The 20,146-nt window shown below is 66.8% G+C and carries 17 protein-coding genes and 1 pseudogene; 16 read left to right on the forward strand and 2 right to left on the reverse strand.

What is annotated here, in order from left to right; translation table 11 throughout:
• Positions 1-64 precede the first annotated feature (64 nt).
• The 10 genes from purB (at position 65) to CFE35_RS08655 (ending at position 8,873) form a co-directional block, all read left to right on the forward strand.
• Positions 65-1,378 carry an adenylosuccinate lyase gene (gene purB, locus CFE35_RS08610; RefSeq protein WP_292930042.1) on the forward strand — a complete coding sequence of 438 codons (1,314 nt, stop codon included), beginning with the start codon at positions 65-67 and terminating at the stop codon, positions 1,376-1,378.
• A 65-nt stretch (positions 1,379-1,443) separates the two neighbouring features.
• Positions 1,444-1,740 (forward strand): DUF1049 domain-containing protein, encoded by a 297-nt coding sequence (locus CFE35_RS08615; RefSeq protein ID WP_292930044.1) that lies wholly within the window; start codon positions 1,444-1,446, stop codon positions 1,738-1,740.
• Entirely contained in the window at positions 1,737-2,411 is a 675-nt protein-coding gene (gene pyrF, locus CFE35_RS08620; RefSeq protein ID WP_292930046.1) for an orotidine-5'-phosphate decarboxylase, read from the forward strand. The genes CFE35_RS08615 and pyrF overlap by 4 nt, the downstream gene beginning before the upstream one ends.
• Before the next feature lie 8 nt (positions 2,412-2,419).
• Positions 2,420-2,926, forward strand: a complete 507-nt coding sequence (locus CFE35_RS08625; RefSeq protein WP_292930048.1) for a GNAT family N-acetyltransferase — start codon at positions 2,420-2,422, stop codon at positions 2,924-2,926.
• A gap of 79 nt (positions 2,927-3,005) precedes the next feature.
• Positions 3,006-3,761 (forward strand): SIMPL domain-containing protein, encoded by a 756-nt coding sequence (locus tag CFE35_RS08630; RefSeq protein WP_292930050.1) that lies wholly within the window; start codon positions 3,006-3,008, stop codon positions 3,759-3,761.
• A gap of 94 nt (positions 3,762-3,855) precedes the next feature.
• Positions 3,856-4,500 (forward strand): phosphoribosylanthranilate isomerase, encoded by a 645-nt coding sequence (locus CFE35_RS08635; protein WP_292930052.1) that lies wholly within the window; start codon positions 3,856-3,858, stop codon positions 4,498-4,500.
• Between the two features lie 58 nt (positions 4,501-4,558).
• On the forward strand, positions 4,559-5,773 hold the full coding sequence (gene trpB, locus CFE35_RS08640) for a tryptophan synthase subunit beta (protein ID WP_292930054.1): 1,215 nt from the start codon (positions 4,559-4,561) through the stop codon (positions 5,771-5,773).
• Positions 5,770-6,570, forward strand: coding sequence for a tryptophan synthase subunit alpha (trpA, locus tag CFE35_RS08645; protein ID WP_292930056.1), 801 nt, complete (start codon positions 5,770-5,772; stop codon positions 6,568-6,570). The genes trpB and trpA overlap by 4 nt, the downstream gene beginning before the upstream one ends.
• Positions 6,567-7,415, forward strand: coding sequence for an acetyl-CoA carboxylase, carboxyltransferase subunit beta (gene accD, locus CFE35_RS08650; protein ID WP_292930058.1), 849 nt, complete (start codon positions 6,567-6,569; stop codon positions 7,413-7,415). The genes trpA and accD overlap by 4 nt, the downstream gene beginning before the upstream one ends.
• 150 nt (positions 7,416-7,565) lie before the next feature.
• Positions 7,566-8,873 (forward strand): folylpolyglutamate synthase/dihydrofolate synthase family protein, encoded by a 1,308-nt coding sequence (locus CFE35_RS08655; RefSeq protein WP_292930060.1) that lies wholly within the window; start codon positions 7,566-7,568, stop codon positions 8,871-8,873.
• On the opposite strand, the gene CFE35_RS08660 is transcribed toward CFE35_RS08655, so the two are convergent.
• Positions 8,870-10,582, reverse strand: a complete 1,713-nt coding sequence (locus CFE35_RS08660; protein ID WP_292930062.1) for an MFS transporter — start codon at positions 10,580-10,582, stop codon at positions 8,870-8,872. The genes CFE35_RS08655 and CFE35_RS08660 overlap by 4 nt on opposite strands.
• A gap of 99 nt (positions 10,583-10,681) precedes the next feature.
• Between CFE35_RS08660 and CFE35_RS08665 the strand changes: the two genes are divergently transcribed.
• The 3 genes and pseudogenes from CFE35_RS08665 to rsmD all read left to right on the forward strand — a co-directional run bounded on the left by CFE35_RS08665 (position 10,682) and on the right by rsmD (position 13,742).
• Positions 10,682-11,854 carry an aromatic ring-hydroxylating dioxygenase subunit alpha gene (locus CFE35_RS08665; protein WP_292930064.1) on the forward strand — a complete coding sequence of 391 codons (1,173 nt, stop codon included), beginning with the start codon at positions 10,682-10,684 and terminating at the stop codon, positions 11,852-11,854.
• A 32-nt stretch (positions 11,855-11,886) separates the two neighbouring features.
• Positions 11,887-12,807 (forward strand): annotated as a pseudogene (locus tag CFE35_RS08670) (pseudouridine synthase); the annotation flags it as partial.
• 386 nt (positions 12,808-13,193) lie between these two features.
• Positions 13,194-13,742, forward strand: a complete 549-nt coding sequence (rsmD, locus tag CFE35_RS08675) for a 16S rRNA (guanine(966)-N(2))-methyltransferase RsmD (protein ID WP_292930066.1) — start codon at positions 13,194-13,196, stop codon at positions 13,740-13,742.
• A gap of 151 nt (positions 13,743-13,893) precedes the next feature.
• On the opposite strand, the gene CFE35_RS08680 is transcribed toward rsmD, so the two are convergent.
• On the reverse strand, positions 13,894-15,165 hold the full coding sequence (locus CFE35_RS08680) for an MFS transporter (protein ID WP_292930068.1): 1,272 nt from the start codon (positions 15,163-15,165) through the stop codon (positions 13,894-13,896).
• Positions 15,166-15,314: 149 nt separating this feature from the next.
• Between CFE35_RS08680 and CFE35_RS08685 the strand changes: the two genes are divergently transcribed.
• The 3 genes from CFE35_RS08685 to CFE35_RS08695 all read left to right on the forward strand — a co-directional run bounded on the left by CFE35_RS08685 (position 15,315) and on the right by CFE35_RS08695 (position 19,556).
• Positions 15,315-16,709 (forward strand): methyl-accepting chemotaxis protein, encoded by a 1,395-nt coding sequence (locus tag CFE35_RS08685; RefSeq protein WP_292930070.1) that lies wholly within the window; start codon positions 15,315-15,317, stop codon positions 16,707-16,709.
• Between the two features lie 66 nt (positions 16,710-16,775).
• A complete protein-coding gene (locus CFE35_RS08690; RefSeq protein WP_292930072.1) occupies positions 16,776-17,210 on the forward strand; it encodes a hypothetical protein in 435 nt (144 codons plus the stop codon).
• Positions 17,211-17,273: 63 nt separating this feature from the next.
• Positions 17,274-19,556: an ATP-dependent helicase gene (locus CFE35_RS08695; RefSeq protein WP_292930074.1), complete on the forward strand. Its 2,283-nt coding sequence runs from the start codon at positions 17,274-17,276 to the stop codon at positions 19,554-19,556.
• Positions 19,557-20,146 lie beyond the last annotated feature (590 nt).

The following is a 20,146-nucleotide window of genomic DNA, read 5'->3' on the forward strand; positions in this document are numbered from 1 at the left end:
CCCTTGCCATCGCGGCCCCCTCCCCCTAGCGGCACCGGCATATTCCCGCCTTCAGGAGTCGCCCATGGTCCCCCGTTATGCCCGCCCCGCGATGACCGCGATCTGGGAGCCGGAAGCGCGCTATCGCATCTGGTTCGAGATCGAGGCCCACGCCACCGAAAAGCTCGGTGAGCTCGGCGTCGTCCCGCCGTCTGCCGCCAAGGCACTGTGGGACTGGTGGGCCACCAGCCCCAAGATCGACGTCGCCGCGATCGACGCGATCGAAGCCGTGACCAAGCACGACGTCATCGCCTTCCTCGATTGGGTGGCCAAGGAAGTCGGCCCCGAAGCCCGCTTCATGCACCAGGGCATGACCAGCTCCGACGTTCTCGACACCACGCTCAACGTCCAGCTGACGCAGGCCGCCGATATCCTCATCGCCGATCTCGATGGGCTGCTGGAGGCGATCAAGCGCCGCGCGGTGGAGCACAAGCACACCCCCACCATCGGCCGCAGCCACGGCATCCACGCCGAGCCGACCACTTTCGGCCTCAAGCTCGCGCAGGCCTATGCCGAATTCGCCCGCTGCCGCGCCCGCCTCGTCGCCGCGCGCGCCGAAGTCGCGACGTGCGCCATCTCGGGCGCAGTCGGCACGTTCGCCAATATCGACCCGGCGGTCGAAGCCCATGTCGCGGAAAAGCTCGGCCTCGCGGTCGAGCCTGTCTCCACGCAGGTGATCCCGCGTGATCGCCACGCGATGTTCTTCGCCGTCCTCGGCGTGATCGCCAGCAGCATCGAGCGCCTTGCCACCGAAGTGCGCCACCTGCAGCGCACCGAAGTGCTGGAAGCGGAGGAATACTTCTCGCCCGGCCAGAAGGGCTCGTCGGCCATGCCGCACAAGCGCAACCCGGTGCTGACCGAAAACCTCACCGGCCTCGCCCGCGTGGTCCGCTCCGCCGTCACCCCCGCGCTCGAAAACGTCGCGCTCTGGCACGAGCGCGATATCTCGCACTCCTCGGTCGAACGCTATATCGGCCCGGACGCGACGATCACGCTCGATTTCGCGCTCGCCCGCCTCACCTCGGTGATCGACAAGCTCCTCGTCTATCCTGAGCGGATGCAGAAGAACCTCGACCGCATGGGCGGCCTCGTCCACTCGCAGCGCGTCCTCCTCGCGCTCACGCAGGCGGGCCTTACGCGCGACGATTCCTACCGGCTCGTCCAGAAGAACGCGATGCAGGTCTGGCAGTCCGATGGCCAGCTTTCGCTGCTCGAACTGCTGAAAGCCGATCCCGAAGTCAGCGCGGTGATGTCCGCGCAGGAGCTCGAAGACAAGTTCAACCTCGATTACCACTTCAAGGCGGTCGACACGATCTTCGCGCGGGTGTTCGGGGAATAAGCGCAGGACTCGCCTTGCGCGCCAAAGCGGACTAGCTTGGCGCGCAAGAACGGGAGGGACCTCGCATGAAATCGCTGCGCTCGATCCTGTGGTTGGTGATTGTGGCCACGCTGGCCGCGTTTTCCGCCGCGAACTGGCAGCCGGTCGAGCTTACCGTGTGGCAGGATCTCAAGCTCGATACCAAGCTTCCCGCGCTCGTCATCGCCGCCTTCCTCCTTGGCCTCGTGCCGATGTGGCTGATCCACCGCACCGTGCGCTGGCGGCTCCAGCGCCGCATAACCAATCTTGAAACCATGCTGGCCGGAAGCGCCTCGCTCTCCTCCACCCAGCTCGAAGCCCGGAAAGCAAGCGAAGCCCCATGAGCAATCCCGTCTATCTCGCGCTCGATCTGCCCCGCCTCGATGCCGGGCTCGCGCTGGTCCAGAAGGTCAAGGGCCACATCGGCGGGGTGAAGCTCGGCCTCGAATTCTTCTGCGCGCATGGCCACCACGGCGTGCACGAAGTCGCCAAGCTCGGCCTGCCGATCTTCCTCGACCTCAAGCTGCACGACATTCCCAACACCGTCGCCGCAGCCATGCAGTCGATCCACGTGCTCGAACCCGCCATCGTCACCGTCCACGCCAGCGGCGGCCGCGCGATGATGGAAGACGCGAAGGCCGCTGCGGGCGAACACTGCAAGGTTGTCGCCGTCACCGTGCTCACCAGCCTCGATGATGCCGATCTCGCCTCGGTCGGCGTGCCCGCAAGTGCCCACGATCAAGCCTTGCGCCTTGCCGATCTGGCGCAGGAAGCCGGGCTCGACGGCATCGTCTGCTCGGGCCACGAAGTCGGCGCGATCCACAAGCGCTGGAAAAACGGCTTCTTCGTCGTGCCAGGCCTGCGGCCCGATACGGGGCATATGGCAGACCAGAAGCGCATCGTCACGCCCGCCGCCGCGCGCCGTGATGGCGCCAGCGTCCTCGTCATCGGCCGCCCGATCAGCCGCGCCGAAGATCCCGTTGCCGCCGCGCGCGCCATCGAAGCCACGCTCTGAACCTTGGCATGACGACGACCTACCGCATCGCGCAAGGCACCGACGCGCCTGCCCTGCGCGCGCTCATCGAAAGCGGCTACCGGGGCGACAGCGCGCGCCAAGGCTGGACCAATGAAGCCGATCTCCTCAGCGGCGACCGCACGAGCCTTGCGGAAGTCGCGGCCATGATCGCTGCGCCCGAAAAGCGCGTGCTCCTTGCGGAACGCGATGGCGCGCTGGTGGGTACGGTCACCGCCACCGATCTCGGGCAGGGCCTTGCCTATATGGGCCTGCTCTGCGTCTCCCCCGCCTTGCAGGCCGGCGGCCTCGGCCGCGCGCTCGTCGGCGAGGTCGAAGCGCTTGCGGTGCGCGCATTCGGCGCGGTGCGCATGGAACTCATCGTGGTCGACGTCCGCGCCGAACTGATCGCGTGGTACGAGCGGCGCGGCTACGCTCGCACCGGCGAACTGCGCCCCTTCCCGCTCCCGATGGACGTGCCCTACCAGATGGTCGTGCTCGAACGCGCCATTTCCTGAAGCCCGTCTGTCACCACGGTTCAGCCCCGCGAAAGCCGCCGCGCCCCAGATGGGCCGCACATTCGAAGGGGACCAACCGATGACCAACGCTTCCACCTCGCTCCTGCTGGCCGCAGCCCTTGCCGCCACCAGCGCCACCTCCGCCACTGCGCAGACCGTTTCCCCCGGCCCCGTCGTCGCCCCCGGCAATGCCGTGCTCACCGTCAGCGCCGATGGCAAATCGACCCGCACTCCCGATCTCGCTGTATTCAGCGCAGGCGTCACCACGCAGGCCAAGACTGCCTCTGCCGCGCTTTCCGAAAATGCCGAGCGCATGAACGCGGTGATCGCCGCACTCAAGGCCTCGGGCATTGCCGAGCGCGACATCCAGACCAGCAACCTCTCGGTCAATCCGGTCTACGGCCAGCCGCGCGCGGACGAGAACGGCAATGTCACGGGCGATCCCGTCATCATCGGCTATCAGGCCACCAACCAGGTCGAGGTGAAGCAGCGCAAGATCGGCAATTACGGCAAGACCATCGACACGCTGGTCAATGCCGGGGCCAATCAGGTCAGCGGTCCTTCGTTCCAGCTCGACGAGCCCGATGCGGCCAGCGACGAAGCCCGCATCGAAGCCATGAAAAAGGCCCGCGCCCGCGCTGAACTTTATGCCAAGGCCGCTGGCCTCACGGTCAAGCGCATCCTCACCATCAGCGAAAGCGGCGGCTATGCCCCGCAGCCGATGGTGATGTTTGCCCGCGCCGAAAAGATGATGGCGGGTGCGCCCAGCCCGGTTTCCGCCGGCGAAGTGCAAGTGGCTGCGAACGTGACGGTAACGTTCGAGCTGGGGCAGTAAGCGGCAACACACTCCCGACCCTTCCCACTTGCGGGAGGGGTCGGGGTGGGTCGTCTTGTTTGACCAACGCTACGCCCCGCCCTATCCGCTCCTCATGCCTGCCCCCCTGATCAAGATCTGCGGCCTCACCACCCCCGCCGCCATCGATGCCGCCATCGCCGCCCGCGCGGACTACATCGGCCTCGTCTCCTTTCCGCGCTCCCCCCGCCACCTTTCGCCCGCCGATGCCGCCGCGCTCGGCGCGCGCGCTGCGGGCCGAGCCAAGGTCGTCGGCCTGTTCGTCGATCCGGCTGACAGCTTGCTTGCCGAACTCGTCGCCGCTGCGAAACTCGATGTGATCCAGCTGCACGGCGAGGAAGACCCGGCGCGCGTCTCCGCCGTGCGCGCCATGTTCGGCCTGCCCGTTTGGAAAGCCCTCCCCGTCGCCACCAAGGCCGATGTGGAGCGCGCCGCCGCCTTCACTGGCGCCGCCGATCTCGTGCTGTTCGATGCCAAGGCCCCGAAGGACGCCGCAATGCCCGGCGGCCTCGGCCTTGTGTTCGATTGGACGCTGCTCGCCGCGCACAAGGCACCGCTCGCGTGGGGCCTCGCAGGCGGTCTCTCCCCCGCCAACGTCGCCGAAGCCGTCCGCATGACCAAGGCCCCGCTGGTAGACGTCTCCTCCGGCGTCGAAAGCGCGCCCGGCATAAAGGATGCCGCCCTAATCGCGGAATTCTGCAAAGCCACGCGCTCGGTCTGACCTTCCCTTTAGCCCGCGAATCTGGACAAGCGCGCAGGGCTCTGCCAAGCGAATCCGCATGAACGCGCCCATCCCCAACAGCTTCCGCAACCAGCCCGACGCACAGGGCCATTTTGGCCAGTTCGGCGGCCGCTACGTCGCCGAAACGCTGATGCCGCTGATCCTTGATCTGGAAGCAGAATATCGCAAGGCCAAGGCCGATCCCGCCTTCCATGCCGAGTTCGACGACCTGCTCGAACACTACGTCGGCCGCCCCAGCCCGCTCTATTTCGCACCGCGCCTCACCGAGGAACTCGGCGGCGCACAAGTCTGGTTCAAGCGCGACGAATTGAATCACACCGGCGCGCACAAGATCAACAACTGCATCGGCCAGATCCTGCTTGCCATCCGCATGGGCAAGACGCGGATCATCGCCGAAACCGGCGCGGGCCAGCACGGCGTCGCAACCGCCACCGTCTGCGCGCGCTTTGGCCTCCCTTGCACGATCTTCATGGGCGCGACCGATGTGGCGCGCCAGGCGCCCAACGTGTTCCGCATGAAGCTGCTCGGCGCCGAAGTCGTGCCCGTCACCGCCGGTGCCGCCACGCTGAAAGATGCAATGAACGAGGCGCTGCGCGACTGGGTCGCGAATGTGCACGACACGTTCTACATCATCGGCACCGCCGCCGGCCCGCACCCCTATCCGGAACTCGTCCGCGATTTTCAGAGCGTGATCGGCAAGGAAGCCCGCGCCCAGATGCTCGCCCGCGTTGGCCGCCTCCCCGATCTCCTCGTCGCGGCCATCGGCGGCGGCAGCAATGCCATCGGCCTGTTCCACCCCTTCCTCGATGATCCCAGCGTCAGGATGATGGGCGTGGAAGCCGCCGGCCACGGGCTCGACCAGCTCCACGCCGCCAGCCTTGCCGGCGGCCGCCCCGGCGTGCTCCATGGCAACAAGACCTACCTGCTGCAGGACGAGGACGGCCAGATCCTCGAAGGCCACTCGATCTCGGCGGGCCTCGATTATCCCGGCATCGGCCCCGAACACGCTTGGCTCAAGGAAACCGGCCGCGTGCAATATACTTCGGTGACCGACACCGAAGCGCTCGACGGCTTCCAGCTGCTCTGCCGCACAGAAGGCATCATCCCCGCACTGGAACCCGCCCACGCCATCGCCGCAGTCAAGAAGATCGCGCCGACCATGGACAAGGACGCGATCATCCTCGCCAACTTGTGCGGCCGCGGCGACAAGGACATCTTCTCGGTCGCGGAACACCTGGGGGTGAAGCTTTGACCCGCCTTTCAGCCGCCTTCGCCAAGGGCCATCCCGCCCTCGTCTGCTTCGTAACCGCCGGTGATCCGACGCCAGGCGCAACCCCCGCGATCCTCGATGCGCTCGTCGAGGGCGGCGCGGATGTGATCGAACTGGGCATGCCCTTCACCGATCCGATGGCCGATGGCCCGGCGATCCAGCGCGCCAATCTGCGCAGCCTTGCCGCTGGCACCAAGACCGCCGACATCCTGCAGATGGCCGCCGATTTCCGCGCGCGCCACCCGGATGTGCCGCTGGTCCTCATGGGCTATGCCAACCCGATGATCACGCGCGGGCCGGAATGGTTCGCGGCAGAGGCTGCCAAGGCCGGAGTCGACGGCGTGATCTGCGTCGATATCCCGCCCGAGGAAGACGGCGAACTCGGTCCATACCTGCGCGCCCACGGCATTTCGCCGATCCGCCTCGCCACGCCGACAACCGACGCCGCGCGCCTGCCCGCCGTGCTCGAAGGCTCCTCCGGCTTTCTCTACTACGTCTCGGTCGCGGGCATCACCGGCAAGCAGTCCGCCGCGCTCGACTCCATTGAGGAAGCCGTCACCCGCATCAAGCAGACGGCCGAGATCCCCGTCGCCGTCGGCTTCGGCGTGCGCACGCCCGAGCAGGCAGGCCCCATCGCCCGCGTGGCAGACGGCGTCGTGGTCGGCTCGGCCCTCATCGACATCATCGCCGAATACGGCGAAAACGCCGCAGGCCCGGTCCGCGAACTCGTCTCCGCGCTCGCCAATGCGGTTCACAATGCAAGAAAGGTAGAAGCATGAGCTGGCTGACCCGCGTCCGCAATTCTCTGCCTTTCGCGCCCAAGCGCGACACGCCGGACAATCTCTGGATCAAGTGCCCTTCGTGCAGCGAAATGCTGTTCACCAAGGAGTACGAGGACAACCTCTCGGTCTGCCCGCGCTGCGATCACCATGGCCGCATCGGCGCAACGGAGCGGCTCTCGCAACTGCTCGACGCTGGCTTTGAAATCCTCCCCGCCCCCAAGGTGCGTGAAGACCCGCTCAAGTTCCGCGACACCAAGCGCTATACTGATCGCCTCAAGGCCGCCCGCGCGGCCAACCCGCTGCCCGATGCGCTGACCGCAGCGGTCGGCAAGATCGATGGCCACAAGGCCGTCGTCGGCGTGCAGGATTTCGGCTTCATGGGCGGCTCGATGGGCATGGCCGTGGGCGATGCGTTCATCGCCGCGACCGAAGCCGCCATCGCCAACAAGTGCCCCTTCATTGCCGTGACCGCGGCAGGCGGCGCGCGCATGCAGGAGGGCATCCTCAGCCTCATGCAGATGCCGCGCACCACCGTGGCCATCAACCGCATGCGCGCGGCGGGCCTCCCGTATATCGTCGTCCTCACCGACCCCACCACCGGCGGCGTGACGGCCAGCTACGCGATGCTGGGTGATATCCAGATCGCCGAACCCGGCGCGCTTATCGGCTTTGCCGGCCAGCGCGTCATTCAGGATACGATCCGCGAAAAGCTCCCCGAAGGCTTCCAGCGCGCCGAATACCTCCACGCGCACGGCATGATCGACATGGTCATCGGCCGCCACCAGCTCAAGGCCACGCTCGCCCGCACCATCGGCTATCTGATGGCCGCGCAGGCGGCTTAGGCCCTCCGACCCGCTGACGCGGGCCACCTCCCCATTCGCCCAGCGGGAAAATGGGAAGGACCAGAACAAGACACGCTATCGAGATCCTCCCCATTTTCACGAAGTGAAAACGGGGAGGTGGCAGCCCGAAGCGCTGACGGAGGGGTAATCTTGCGCGACTTCGCCATTTCCGAAAACCCCCGCGTGCAGGCGCAGTTAGACCGCCTCGGCTCGCTGTCGCTCCCCCAAGGCCGCCTCGGCCTCGATACCGTGCGCGACATCTGCGCCCGCCTCGGCGATCCGCAGCGCCTCCTGCCGCCGGTGTTCCACGTCGCAGGCACCAACGGCAAAGGCTCGACTTGCGCGTACCTCCGCGCGATCCTCGAAGCGCAGGGCCTTGTTGTCCACACCGCCACCAAGCCGCACCTCGTGCGCTACAACGAACGCATCCGCGTGGCAGGCAAGCTCATCTCCGATGAAAGCCTCGCCGATCTGCTTGAACGCGTGCTCGATGCGTCCGAAGACCTCGGCCCCAGCTTCTTCGAAGTCACCACCGTCGCCACGTTCCTCGCTTTCGCGGAAACGCCTGCAGACGCCTGCGTGATCGAAACCGGCCTCGGCGGGCGGCTCGATGCCACCAACGTGCTCGAAAACCCCGCCGTCTGCGGCATTGCCACCTTGGGGATCGACCACGAGTCCTTCCTGCTCGTCCCCGAAGCCGGAACCCCCGAAGACCCGCTCGCCCGCATCGCCTTCGAAAAAGCGAGCATCGCCAAGCCCGGCGCGCCGCTGGTGGTGCAAAGCTACGCGGCCAGCCCACTCGCCAGCGTCCTCGCCACCGCCAGCCACATCGGCGCGCCCGTGGCGCTGCGGGGCCGTGACTGGTGGGCAGACGTCGGCGAAACGATCCAGTACCGTGACTCGCAGGGCACGCTCGAACTCCCGCTCCCCTCGCTGGTTGGCGCGCATCAGGCTGACAACGCCGCGCTCGCCATCGCCATGCTGCGCCACCAGAACGCCGTTCCGGTCACCCCCGAAGCCATGGCGCAGGGCATCCGCGCCGCCCGCTGGCCCGCCCGCCTCCAGCGCCTTGGTGCAGGCCCGCTCACTACGCTCGCCGGAAACCGCACCGTCTGGCTCGATGGCGGCCACAATCCCGATGCCGGTGAGGCCATCGCCCGCCACTTCGCCAATGCCGCGCCGCTTCACCTCGTGATGGGCATGCTCACCAGCAAAGACCCCAGCGCCATCCTGCGCCCCTTGGAAGGCAAGCTCGCCTCGGTCTCCATCGTCCCCGCCCCGGGCCACGACGCGCACACGCCCGAAGACTTCGCCCCCTTCACCGCGCTCCCCGTGGCGAGCTTCGCGAATGTGGCCGAAGCGCTAGCCGCGCTGCCGCCACAAGGCGACGTCCTGATCGCAGGCTCGCTTTACCTCGCGGGTGATGTGCTGAGGCGCAACGACGAAGCGCCGGACTAGGCGGCTTCCTCCGCAGGCTGCATCGCCTTGCCCCGCGCCACCCGCACCCATTCCGCGCACACGAACGCCACCGCCACCAGTCCCGCCGCCGCCGTCCAGCGGAACACCGTGGCATAGCCGTAGAGATCGAACGCCTCCCCCGCGATCCCGCGCCCCAGCGAGCCGATCAGGAACGTCAGCGACGACATCAGCGCATATTGCACCGCCGTGTACTGCTTCGAAACAATGCCGGAGAGATAGGCCACGAACGCCGCCCCCGCGATGCCGGTGGAAATGTTCTCGAACGAGATCGCCAGCAGCAGCCGGATCATGCGCGGATCGAAGCCGAACAGCGCAAACAGCCAGTGCAGCCCGATGGTCCGCCCCACTGCATCGATGGCCACCGCGCCTTCGGCCAGATCGGCATAAACGAAATTGCCCAGCATCGGCAGGATCGCGCCGATCAGGATCGTCGGCATCCGGCCCAGCCGCAGGAACAGATAGCCGCCCAGGCTGATCCCCGCGATGGTCATGAAGATGCCGAAGACCTTGGAGGCGAAGGCCACCTCGTCCTTGGTGTACTTGAGGTGCTCAAGGTAGAACGGGAAGGCGAAGCTCGACCACACGTTGTAGCACAGCGTGTACGTCAGGATCATGCCGATCACCACCAGCACACCCCAGCCCAGCCGCGCCACGAGTTCGGCCAGCGGCGAAATCAGCGCGACATAGAGGTGGTTCGCCGCCGTGCGCGCCGCCGAAACGCGGGTGTCCGGCGCGGTCAGCACCGCGCGGCCCTGCCGCTTGAGCAGGTTGGTGGTCGCCGCCACCACCAGCGGCACGGCCACCGTCGCCAGCACGATCAGCGGCGCATATTCGCGGGTGAAATCGCCCACCGAGGGGTGTTTCTCGCCCGGCCCGAGCGGGCTCAGCATCGTGATCATGAAGCGGATGATGGTGCCGATGGCCCAGGCCCAGCTGGTGCCCACGATCAGCAGCGCGAGGCCCCGCGCGCGCGGTTCCAGTTCGCCCGGCTGCGCCAGCGCTTCGTGCAACCGGCCCTGTTCGGGCCGGGGTGTATCGGGCGCGCGCAAGGTGACGATGCAGATCACCCCGATCAGCCCGGCCATCAGGCAATAGACCAGCGGCCACGACATCCGCCCCGCCAGCACCAGAGCCAGCGCGCCGCCGACGATCGAGGCAATCCGGTAGCCGAACTGGTAGATCGAGGAGAGCAGCTCGACCGGCGTATCCTCGTCCGCCACGTCGATCCGCCAGGCGTCCACCGCCACGTCCTGCGTGGCCGAGGCCAGCGCCGCCACGAAGGCAAACAGCGCGAACGTGCCGATGGACGTGGCCGGATCAGTCGCGGCAAGGCCCGCAAAGCCCAGCACCATCGCGATCTGGCAGAGCAGGATCCAGCTCTTGCGCCGCCCCAGCGCCTCCAGCCCCGGCAGCGCCATGCGGTCAACCAGCGGCGACCACAGGAACTTGAACGAATAGGACAGGCCGATCCACGAGAGCACGCCGATCGTCGCGAGATCGATCTTCACTTCGCCCAGCCACGCATTGAGCGTGCCGATCAGCAGCGCATAAGGCAGGCCAGAGGAAAATCCGAAGCCCAGCATCGTGGCCGATTTGCGCGCGGCGAGCGCCACCATCAGCAGCCGAAAGCCTTTTGGACGCGGCGGCTTTTCGGCCTCAGCGCCTGGTGATGCCCCGGTCGATGCCATTTCAAACCCTTGTTGCCACCCGAAATTACCCTGCATGCTTAGCGCCAAATTGCGCTATGCCTAGCACTGGAGAGTGATCAAGCCGGGGAGAGCCGCAAAATGGCCACCACTGAACGGGCGATGCGGCCCACCGATGGCCAGCTTGCGCTGGCCCGCCTCGTTGCCTCGGGCGCGGGCCGCAAGGCGGACAGCATCGCGCACGTCCCCGCCAGCGTCTATACCGATCCCGCGCACTGGGCGCGCGAGAAGGCCGCGTTGTTCGGCACACTGCCGCAAGTCCTCGCCCCGTCCGCACTTCTGCCGCAGCCGGGCATGGCCGTGCCGCATGACGCGACCGGCAGGCCGCTGCTCCTCACGCGCGATACCGCAGGCAAGGCGCACGTGTTCATGAACGTCTGCCGCCACCGGGGCACCCGCCTTGTAGAAAGCGTCGAAAGCTTCGAAGGCGGCGAAGCGGCCTGCACCAAGCGCCTCGTCTGCCCCTATCATGCGTGGACTTACGGCACCGACGGCAAGCTCCTCGCGCTTCCCCGCCCCGATACTTTCCCCAGCCTCGACCAGTCCGCGCTCGGTCTTGTCGAACTGCCCAGCCTCGAAGCGGGCGGCCTCATCTGGTTCGCGCCCAAGCCCGCCGATTTCACCAACGCCGCCCGGATCAGCGCCGATTTCGCCGCCGCAGACCTCGGCTCGCACCACCTCTATGCCCGCCGCACGCACCGGGTCGCGTCCAACTGGAAGCTGATCATGGACGCGTTCCTCGAAAGCTACCACGTCCAGCGCCTCCACGCCCGCACCATCGGACCCTATTTCAAGGACGGCATCACTGCGGGCGACGAGATCGGCCCGCATATGCGTTCGCTGGTCGGCCGCATGGCCGAACTCGAAGGGCTGGACCTTGCCGATTGGCCCGCGCTGCGCCGCGTCGCCACGTTCGCCTATCAGCTCTTCCCCGCCACCGTGATCGTGATCAGCCCGGACTATGTGAACCTGATGACGATCATGCCGCAGGCGCACGACCTCACGCTGGTCGAGGATTTCATGCTGATTGCCGAGGCACCACAAACCGAAAAGGCCGAAGACCACTGGCGGCGCAGCTGGGAACTGCTGGATGGGCAAGTGTTCGGCGCCGAGGATTTCCGCGCTGCCGAGCTTGGCCAGCAGGGCCTCGCCACCGGCGCGGTGCCGCAGCTCACCCTCGGCACGCTCGAAGGCGGGATCCGCCGTTTCCATGAGATCTGCCAGCAGGAAATCGCCAAATACGAAGAAGGGTGACGGCGCGCCCACTCCGGCGTAAGGGGCACGACATGGCATTCCCCCCCAAAGACAGGAGCGGCCGACCGGGACGGCCCGCGGCTCCTACCGGATCCGGCACTGGCTCGCGCCGACAGCCCGGCGCGCCCCAATCCCTTAAACCTGCGCCCTACAAGATCCCTGCGCCGCGCCTGCCAAAGGCACCCGCCGCGCCGCAAACCCGCGCGTTGGCCGATGATGGCACCGCGCGTGAAGGCGACCGCATCGCCAAGCTCCTCGCCCGCGCCGGGGTGGCCAGCCGCCGCGAGATCGAGCGCTACATCGCCGAAGGCCGCATCGCGCTCGATGGCGACGTGATCACCACACCCGCCACGATCCTGAAAAACCTCAAGGGCGTCACGGTCGACGGCAATCCCGTCGCCGCCGCCGAACCGCCGCGGCTGTTCATGTTCCACAAGCCTGCGGGCCTGATCACGGCAGAGCGCGATCCCACCGGGCGGCCCACGATCTATACCGCGCTGCGCAATGCCCTGCCGCCGGGCGCGGGCCGGGTGATGCCGGTCGGCCGGCTCGATATCAACACCGAAGGGCTGCTGCTTCTCACCAACGACGGCGAACTCAAGCGCGCGATGGAACTGCCCGCCAACGCCGTGCCGCGCACCTACCGCGCGCGCACGTTCGGCGATGTCACGCAGATCATGCTCGACGATCTGATGCAGGGGATCGAGATCGAAGGCATCCACTACGGCCCGATCAACGCCAACATGGAGCGCAGCGCGGGCCGCAACAAGTGGATCGAGCTGACCCTCACCGAAGGCAAGAACCGCGAAGTGCGCCGCGTGCTCGAACACCTCGGCCTCGAAGTCTCGCGCCTGCTGCGTCTGCGCTATGGCCCGTTCGATCTGGGCGAACTGCCGCGCGGCGGGGCGGAGGAAGTGCCGCAGATCGTGGTCGAACGCTTCCGCAAGGGCCTTGCGGGCGATCACGCCACGCGCGTGCAGCAGGCCGTCCACGCGGGAAAGGCCTATGCGCCGCGCGCGCCGAAACCCGCCGAAGAGGCAGCGGCCAAGCCTGCAAGGCCAGCCCGCCCGCAGCGCGAACCCGAGCGGCCTTCGCGCATGCGCGCAGAACCTGAGCGGCCTTCACGCGCGCGCGCCGAACGCATTCGGCCCTCCGCTGATGCCGGTCAGCTGGTCGCCAAGCCTTCAGCGCCCAGGCAGCCTGCAAAGACGTATCCCAACCGGCCTTATGCCAAGGCTCCTGCAGAGGCCCCCTCGCCCGGACCCGATGCCCGCGCGCCGAGCAAGACGCTGCGCAGTTCTCCCAAGAAGCCCGGCGGGCGGCCCGGAGCCAAACGCTGATGCTCAGGATCATTGCCGGCACCTGGCGCGGCCGCAAACTGCAGGCCCCGGCGGGCGACACCACCCGCCCCACGGCTGATCGCACGCGCGAAACGCTGTTCTCGATGCTCACCAGCCGCCTCGGCAGCTGGGAGGAACTCACCGTGGCAGACCTGTTCGCAGGCTCGGGCGCATTGGGCCTCGAAGCCCTCTCGCGCGGGGCGGCCAAGGCCGTGTTCGTGGAGCAGGATGCCGCCGCGATCCGCGCGCTGCGCGCCAATATCGCCGCGCTCCACGCGCAGGCGCAGTGCGACGTGCGCGCGGCCTCGGTCCTCGCGCTCGGCCCCGTGCCCGCGCCGCTTGATGTGGTGATGCTCGATCCGCCCTATGGTTCGGGCGCAGGCCCCGTTGCCATCGAACGGCTCAAACGCCTCGGCTGGATTGGCCCCGCCACATGGATCAGCCTCGAAACCCACGCCGATGAACCCGCCGGTGTGCGCAGCCTGACGGTGGATGCCGAACGCAAGGTCGGCAAGGCGCGGCTGACACTGATGCGGGTGGGCGAATAGACCCCTCCGACCTGCCTTCGGCAGCCCCCCCCCCCTCATTTGTGCTTCGCAAAATAGGGAGCACCTTCTCCCTCCCCATTTTCCCCTGAGCTTGTCGAAGGGGCAAATGGGGAGGTGGCAGCCCGCAGGGCTGACGGAGGGGTATTTCTTCCTATGCCTCTCGCGGCGCCATCAGCACACCCACCAGCGTCACGATCCCGGCCAGCACCAGCACCAGCCCCGTCCATACCACGCCGCCGTTCGTCGCCAGCCACGCAGCGCCCAGCGGCGCCAGCGCCCCGCCGACGATCCCGCCCATATTGAACGCCAGCGAAATGCCGGTGTAGCGCACCTCCACCGGATAGAGCGACGGCAGCCACGCGCCGATCGGGCCATAGCACAGCCCCATCACAAACAGCGCGGCAGAGAGCGTGAGGAACAGCACTAGCAGCGATCCCGCCGCCAGCCCCGCGCCGAACACGAAGCCGACCAGCGCGGTCAGCCCTGCCCCCACCGCCATCACCGTGCGCGGGCTTGTCGCATCAGACCACCAGCCCGAAACCACGATCCCGATGGCAAACACCACGTCCGCGCCCAGTTGGATCGCCAGCACCGTCTCGCGAGGGTAGCCCAGCTTGGTCGTGGCAAACGAAAGCGCGAAGGTCGTCGCGAGGTAGAACAGCGCAAAGCAAGCGATCACGCCCATCGTCCCGGCCAGCACCGCGCCGGGATACCGCGTCAGCAGCACGCCCAGCGGCACGCGCGGCGGCGGCGCGGCAGCCATCGCCTCCTTGAAGGCGGGCGTCTCGCCAATGCTCAGCCGGATCCACAGCCCGAGGATCACCAGCAGCGAACTTGCCAGAAAAGGCACGCGCCAGCCCCAGCTCAGAAAGTCTGAATCGGACAGGGTCAGGCCCAGGATCAGGAACAGGCCGTTGGCAAACAGGAACCCCAGCGGCGCCCCCAGCGGCGCGGCAATGCCGAAACGGGCCTCCATGCCCTTTGGTGCATTCTCCACCGCGAGCAGCGATGCGCCGCCCCATTCGCCGCCCAGACCAAAGCCCTGACCAAAGCGCAGCAGGCACAGCAGCGCGGGCGCGACCCACCCCGCCACGGCATAGCCCGGCAGGAAGGCCACCAGAAATGTCGAGACGCCCATCAGCAGCAGCGAAGCCACCAGCGTCGATTTGCGCCCGATCCTGTCCCCGAAATGGCCGAACGCTACAGCCCCCACCGGCCTAGCAAAAAAGGCGATGCCAAAGGTCATCAGCGCCAGCAGCGTCTGCGCCGCCTGGCTTTCCGCCGGGAAGAACAGCGGCCCGATCACGAGCGCCGCCGCCGTGCCGAAGATGTAGAAATCGTAGAACTCGACCGCCGTGCCAACAAGGCTCGCCATGAGCACGCGTGCATGGATCACGAACGGATTCGCCGAAGCGCCTGCCATAGCCTTACCGATCTCCCACCAGAAAAGGTTAAGCCACTGTGGCCGCCCTCCCCGCATGAGCCGCTATGGCAGCGTTTTCCATATCGTCAATCAGCGCAGCCTAGCCCTGTTGGTTGGGACAAATGCCTCTTGGGAAAGCGCGGGAAACAATGTCGGAATGGTTTGAAAAGCGGGCACCGATCCGCGCCAAGTTCACCGCGCTGTTGTGGGTCCACCTCGCGCTTGTCGCCAGCGCCGGGCTCGGCACCGCGCTCGCGCTCGCGGGGTTCGGCATGGCCGCATTCCTCGCCCCCGCGCTGGCGCTCGCCCTCACCGCCTTCGCCGTGCTCCAATCGCGCCGCATGATCTGCGATCCCTATGTCGCCACCGTGGTGCGCACCGAAGGGCTCGCGGCGGGCGATCTCGATAGCCCGGTGGCCTACACCGATTATGCCGATTGTGTCGGCCGCCTTTCCCGCGCGCTCGGCATTTTCCGCGATCAGGCCGCGGCGCTGCGCGAAGCCACCCGGATCGAGCGTGAGATCGTCTCGGGCGAGTTGACCCGCGCAATGGGCGAACTCGCGCGCGGCAACCTCGCTTACCGCATCACCAAGGTCTTCCCCGGTGAGACCGAGGGCCTGCGCGAAGATTTCAACAAGGCGCTCGCCGTGCTGGCCGGCGCGATGGGCGAAGTCACGACATCGGCGGCCTCGATCGATACCGGCGCCGCCGAGATCCGCGCCGCATCCGATGATCTCGCCGCGCGCACCGAACAGCAGGCCGCCCGGCTCGAAGAAGCCAGCGCCGCCATGCAGCAGGTCACCGCGCTCGTCAGCGAAAGCGCGGGCCGCGCCGCAGAGATCAACCGCGCCGTCTCCGATGCGCGCGGCGAAGCAGCCAATGGCGGCACGGTCGTCGAACGCGCGGTCACCGCGATGAACGCCATCCAGCAATCCTCGCAAGGTGTCGCGCAGATCATCAGCGTGATCGACGGCATCGCCTTCCAGACGAACCTTCTCGCGCTCAACGCCGGTGTAGAAGCCGCGCGTGCCGGAGAAGCCGGGCGCGGCTTTGCCGTCGTCGCCACCGAAGTGCGCGCGCTCGCCCAGCGCAGCGCCGATGCCGCGCGCGAGATCGGCCAGCTCATCACCACCTCCACCAGCCAGGTCGAACGCGGCGTCGCGCTTGTCGGCGAAACCGGCGATGTCCTGCGCCAGATCGTCGGCCGCGTCAGCGAAGTCAGTGTGCTGATCGAAGGCATCTCCGAAAGCGCCCAGCGCCAATCGGCCATGCTCGACGACGTCGCCGGGACGGTCAGCGAGCTTGACCGGATGACTCAGCAGAACGCCGCGATGGTGGAGGAAAGCACCGCCGCCGCGCGCACGCTGGCCAGCGTCGCGCAGCAGCTCACCGCGCAGACTGCGCGCTTCGAAACCGGCCGAGTCGTGGCCATCGCGCCGCCACACCGCACTGCCCAAAAACCTGCGCAAACATACAATGCGCCCCGCACCCAAGGCGCGCTGGCGCTCAAGCCGCAGCCGGATGCCGAATGGGCGGAATTCTGATTAGCGCGCGGTAAACCAGCCACTGCGGTCAAGCGCGTTGTCAAGCGAGGAGACTTCGTCAAATCCTTGCCGATACGTATCACCGCCTCCACCGCGCAAGTCGAACACGGCGTCACGCTCGTCGGCGAATCCGGCGAAGTCCTGCGCCAGATCGTGGGCCGCGTCGGCGGTGTCAGCGCGCTTGTTGCAGGGATTTCCGAAAGCGCTGAGCGCCAGTCCGCCATGCTCGCCGAAGTCGCCGCCACCGTCAGCGAGCTTGACCGCATGACCCAGCAAAACGCCGCGATGGTGGAGGAAAGCACTGCCGCCTCGCGCACGCTCGCCAGCGTGGCACAGCAGCTCTCCGGCCAGATGCAGCGCTTCACCATCGGCCAGGGTACGCGCCCGGCAGCCATTGCCGCCCCGCCCGTCCACCGCCCGGCCCCGAAAGCCGCCCCGCTCCCCGTCAGCGGCAACCTTGCGCTCAAACCCGCGCCGGACAGCGATTGGGCGGAGTTCTGAACCGGCGGACAATCCGCCGCATCGCAGTTGCGCGCCGGAACGAAGTTCCCTACTTGTTCTTGTGTGACTCTCGTAACCGCACCCGATTCCGCCTGGCTCGAAGGCCTCAACACTCCGCAGCGTGAGGCCGTGGTAACAACCGAAGGCCCCGTGCTGATGCTCGCGGGCGCGGGCACCGGCAAGACAGCCGCGCTCACCGCGCGGCTTGCGCACCTTTTGCGCTCGCGGCTCGCGTGGCCGTCAGAGATTCTCTGCGTCACCTTCACCAACAAGGCCGCGCGCGAAATGCGCGAGCGGGTCGGCGGGCTGATCGGCCCTTCGGTCGAAGGGATGCCCTGGCTCGGCACCTTCCACTCGGTCGCGGCCAAGATGCTGCGCCGCCATGCTGAACTCGTGGGCCTCAACAGCGCCTTCACGATCATCGACACCGACGACCAGCTGCGCCTCCTGAAACAGCTCATTCAGGCCGAAGGGATCGACGACAAGCGCTGGCCCCCGCGCCAATTGGCAGGTCTGATCGACCGTTGGAAGAACCGCGGCCTTGGCCCCAAGGACTTGGACGCGCTCGACAACGAGGCTTACGCGAACGGCAAGGGCGCGAAGTTCTATGCGCTCTATCAGGACCGCCTGCGCGCGCTCAACGCCTGCGATTTCGGCGATCTCACGCTGCACATGCTCACCATCTTCAAGCAGCACCGCGAAGTGCTGGAAAGCTGGCAGGCCCGCTTCAAATACGTGATGGTGGACGAGTATCAGGACACCAACGCCGTCCAATACCTCTGGCTCCGCCTCCTCGCGCAGACCCGCAAGAACATCTGCGTGGTGGGCGATGACGACCAGTCGATCTATTCATGGCGCGGCGCAGAAGTCGCCAATATCCTGCGCTTCGAAAAGGATTTTCCCGGCGCCAAGGTGATCCGGCTGGAGCAGAACTACCGCTCCACCCCGCACATCCTCGCCGCCGCCGGCGGGGTCATCGCGGAAAACAGCCAGCGCCTCGGCAAGACGCTGTGGACCGAGACCAATGGCGGCGACAAGGTCCGCGTCATCGGCGTGTGGGACGGGCCGGAGGAAGCCCGCCGCGTCGGCGAGGAGATCGAGCGGCTGGAGCGCGAAGGCGCGCCGCTCAATCGCATCGCCATCCTCGTGCGCGCCTCGTTCCAGACGCGCGAGTTCGAAGACCGCTTCATCCAGATCGGCCTGTCCTACAAGATCGTCGGCGGCTTCCGTTTCTACGAACGCGCCGAAGTGCGCGATGCGCTCGCGTACTTGCGCGTCATCGCCTCCCCGCAGGACGACCTCGCGTTCGAGCGCATCTACAACGCCCCCAAGCGCGGGCTGGGTGACAAGACGCTCGAAAAGCTCCACCGCCACGCCCGCGCGCGCGGCATTCCGCTGGCCGCCGCCGCCATCGAGCTGTGCGATACCGACGAGCTTCCGGCGCGCGCCCGCGCCACGCTCTCCAGCCTGATGCGCAGCTTCATCGGCTGGCGCGACGGGATCGCCACGCTCACCCCCGCCGAACTGATGCGCACCGTGCTCGATGAAAGCGGCTACACCGCCGCGCTGCAGGCGGAAAAGAGCACCGAAGCCTCGGGCCGCCTCGAAAACCTCACCGAACTCGCCCGCGCGATGGAGGAATACGAAACGCTCGGCGATTTCCTCGAACACGTCAGCCTCGTGATGGACAACGACGCGGCGGCGGACACCGAGAAGGTCACCGTGATGACCATCCACGCCGCCAAGGGGCTGGAATTCGACAACGTGTTCCTGCCCGGCTGGGAAGAAGGCGTGTTCCCCTCGCAGCGCGCGCTCGATGAAGGCGGCCTCGCCTCCCTGGAGGAAGAGCGCCGCCTAGCCTACGTCGCAATCACCCGCGCCCGCAAACGCTGCACGATCCTCCACGCCGCCAACCGCCGCATCTACGGCCAGTGGACCAGCTCGATCCCCAGCCGCTTCGTGGGCGAGCTGCCCGCCGATCACATCGAGGAAGAAACCACGATGAGCGGCGGCGCATCCCTGTGGCGCGCGCAGTGGTCCGAACACAGCGATCCCTTCGCGCACGTTGCCAGCGCCAACCCCGCGCGCAACCTCAGCCGAGGCCCCGGCTGGCAACGCGCCGCCGCCACGACCTACGACGCCACCCCCAAGCGCATCGCCGAACCCAGCCGCAGCGCCGCCAGCTTTGCCGCGAAGCCTCGCACCGACATCACCGTCGGCACCCGCGTGTTCCACGACAAGTTCGGCTACGGCGTGGTCGCGGCGCAGGAAGGCAACAAGCTGGAAATCGATTTCGAGACCGGGGACCGGAAGCGGGTGATTGATAGCTTTGTGAAGGCGGCTTGAGGGGGGCATTGTCGGTAGGTGTTCTTGGATGACCTAATTCGCCCAAAAGTGGACGTTCCGGACACGACAACATTGCGGACCCTGTCGAAGACGCTATCAATTGTCGGCCTATGCGCTCTGGATTCTCTCTTCTCCTTTGCCTTACGGCATTGATCGGATTTTCCCGGGCAGCCGAACAATCTCTTATTACTAATAAGGAAAAGCCGAGCGCCGAACTCGTCGACAAAATCGAAGCGAGGCTTTCGAGCGATCCATGCTTAAAAGATATTAAAGAAATGCGACGCGAGTATCGATTTTCTATTCGTTCTGGAAAACATATCCCTGGCTTTATTGACATAAGCGTGCGGCAAGGTGGGATTAATGGGCTGCCGACTGGGCGATTTATATTAGAGCCTACCACCTACGTCACTTTAGACGACGGGTCCTCGTTCGCAGCTGATGCCACATATTCTATTGGCGATGACAAGCTAGATGTGTGGCTTTGTGGTTCAGATGCTAGCACGAGTGTGCGACACAAACCCGTCATCTAAGTTTCCGCTAACCACCAATCACTGCCAGTCCGCAAATGTTGCGCTGATTTTTCTTCCGTC

The sequence above is a fragment of the Novosphingobium sp. PASSN1 genome (genome assembly GCF_002278815.1).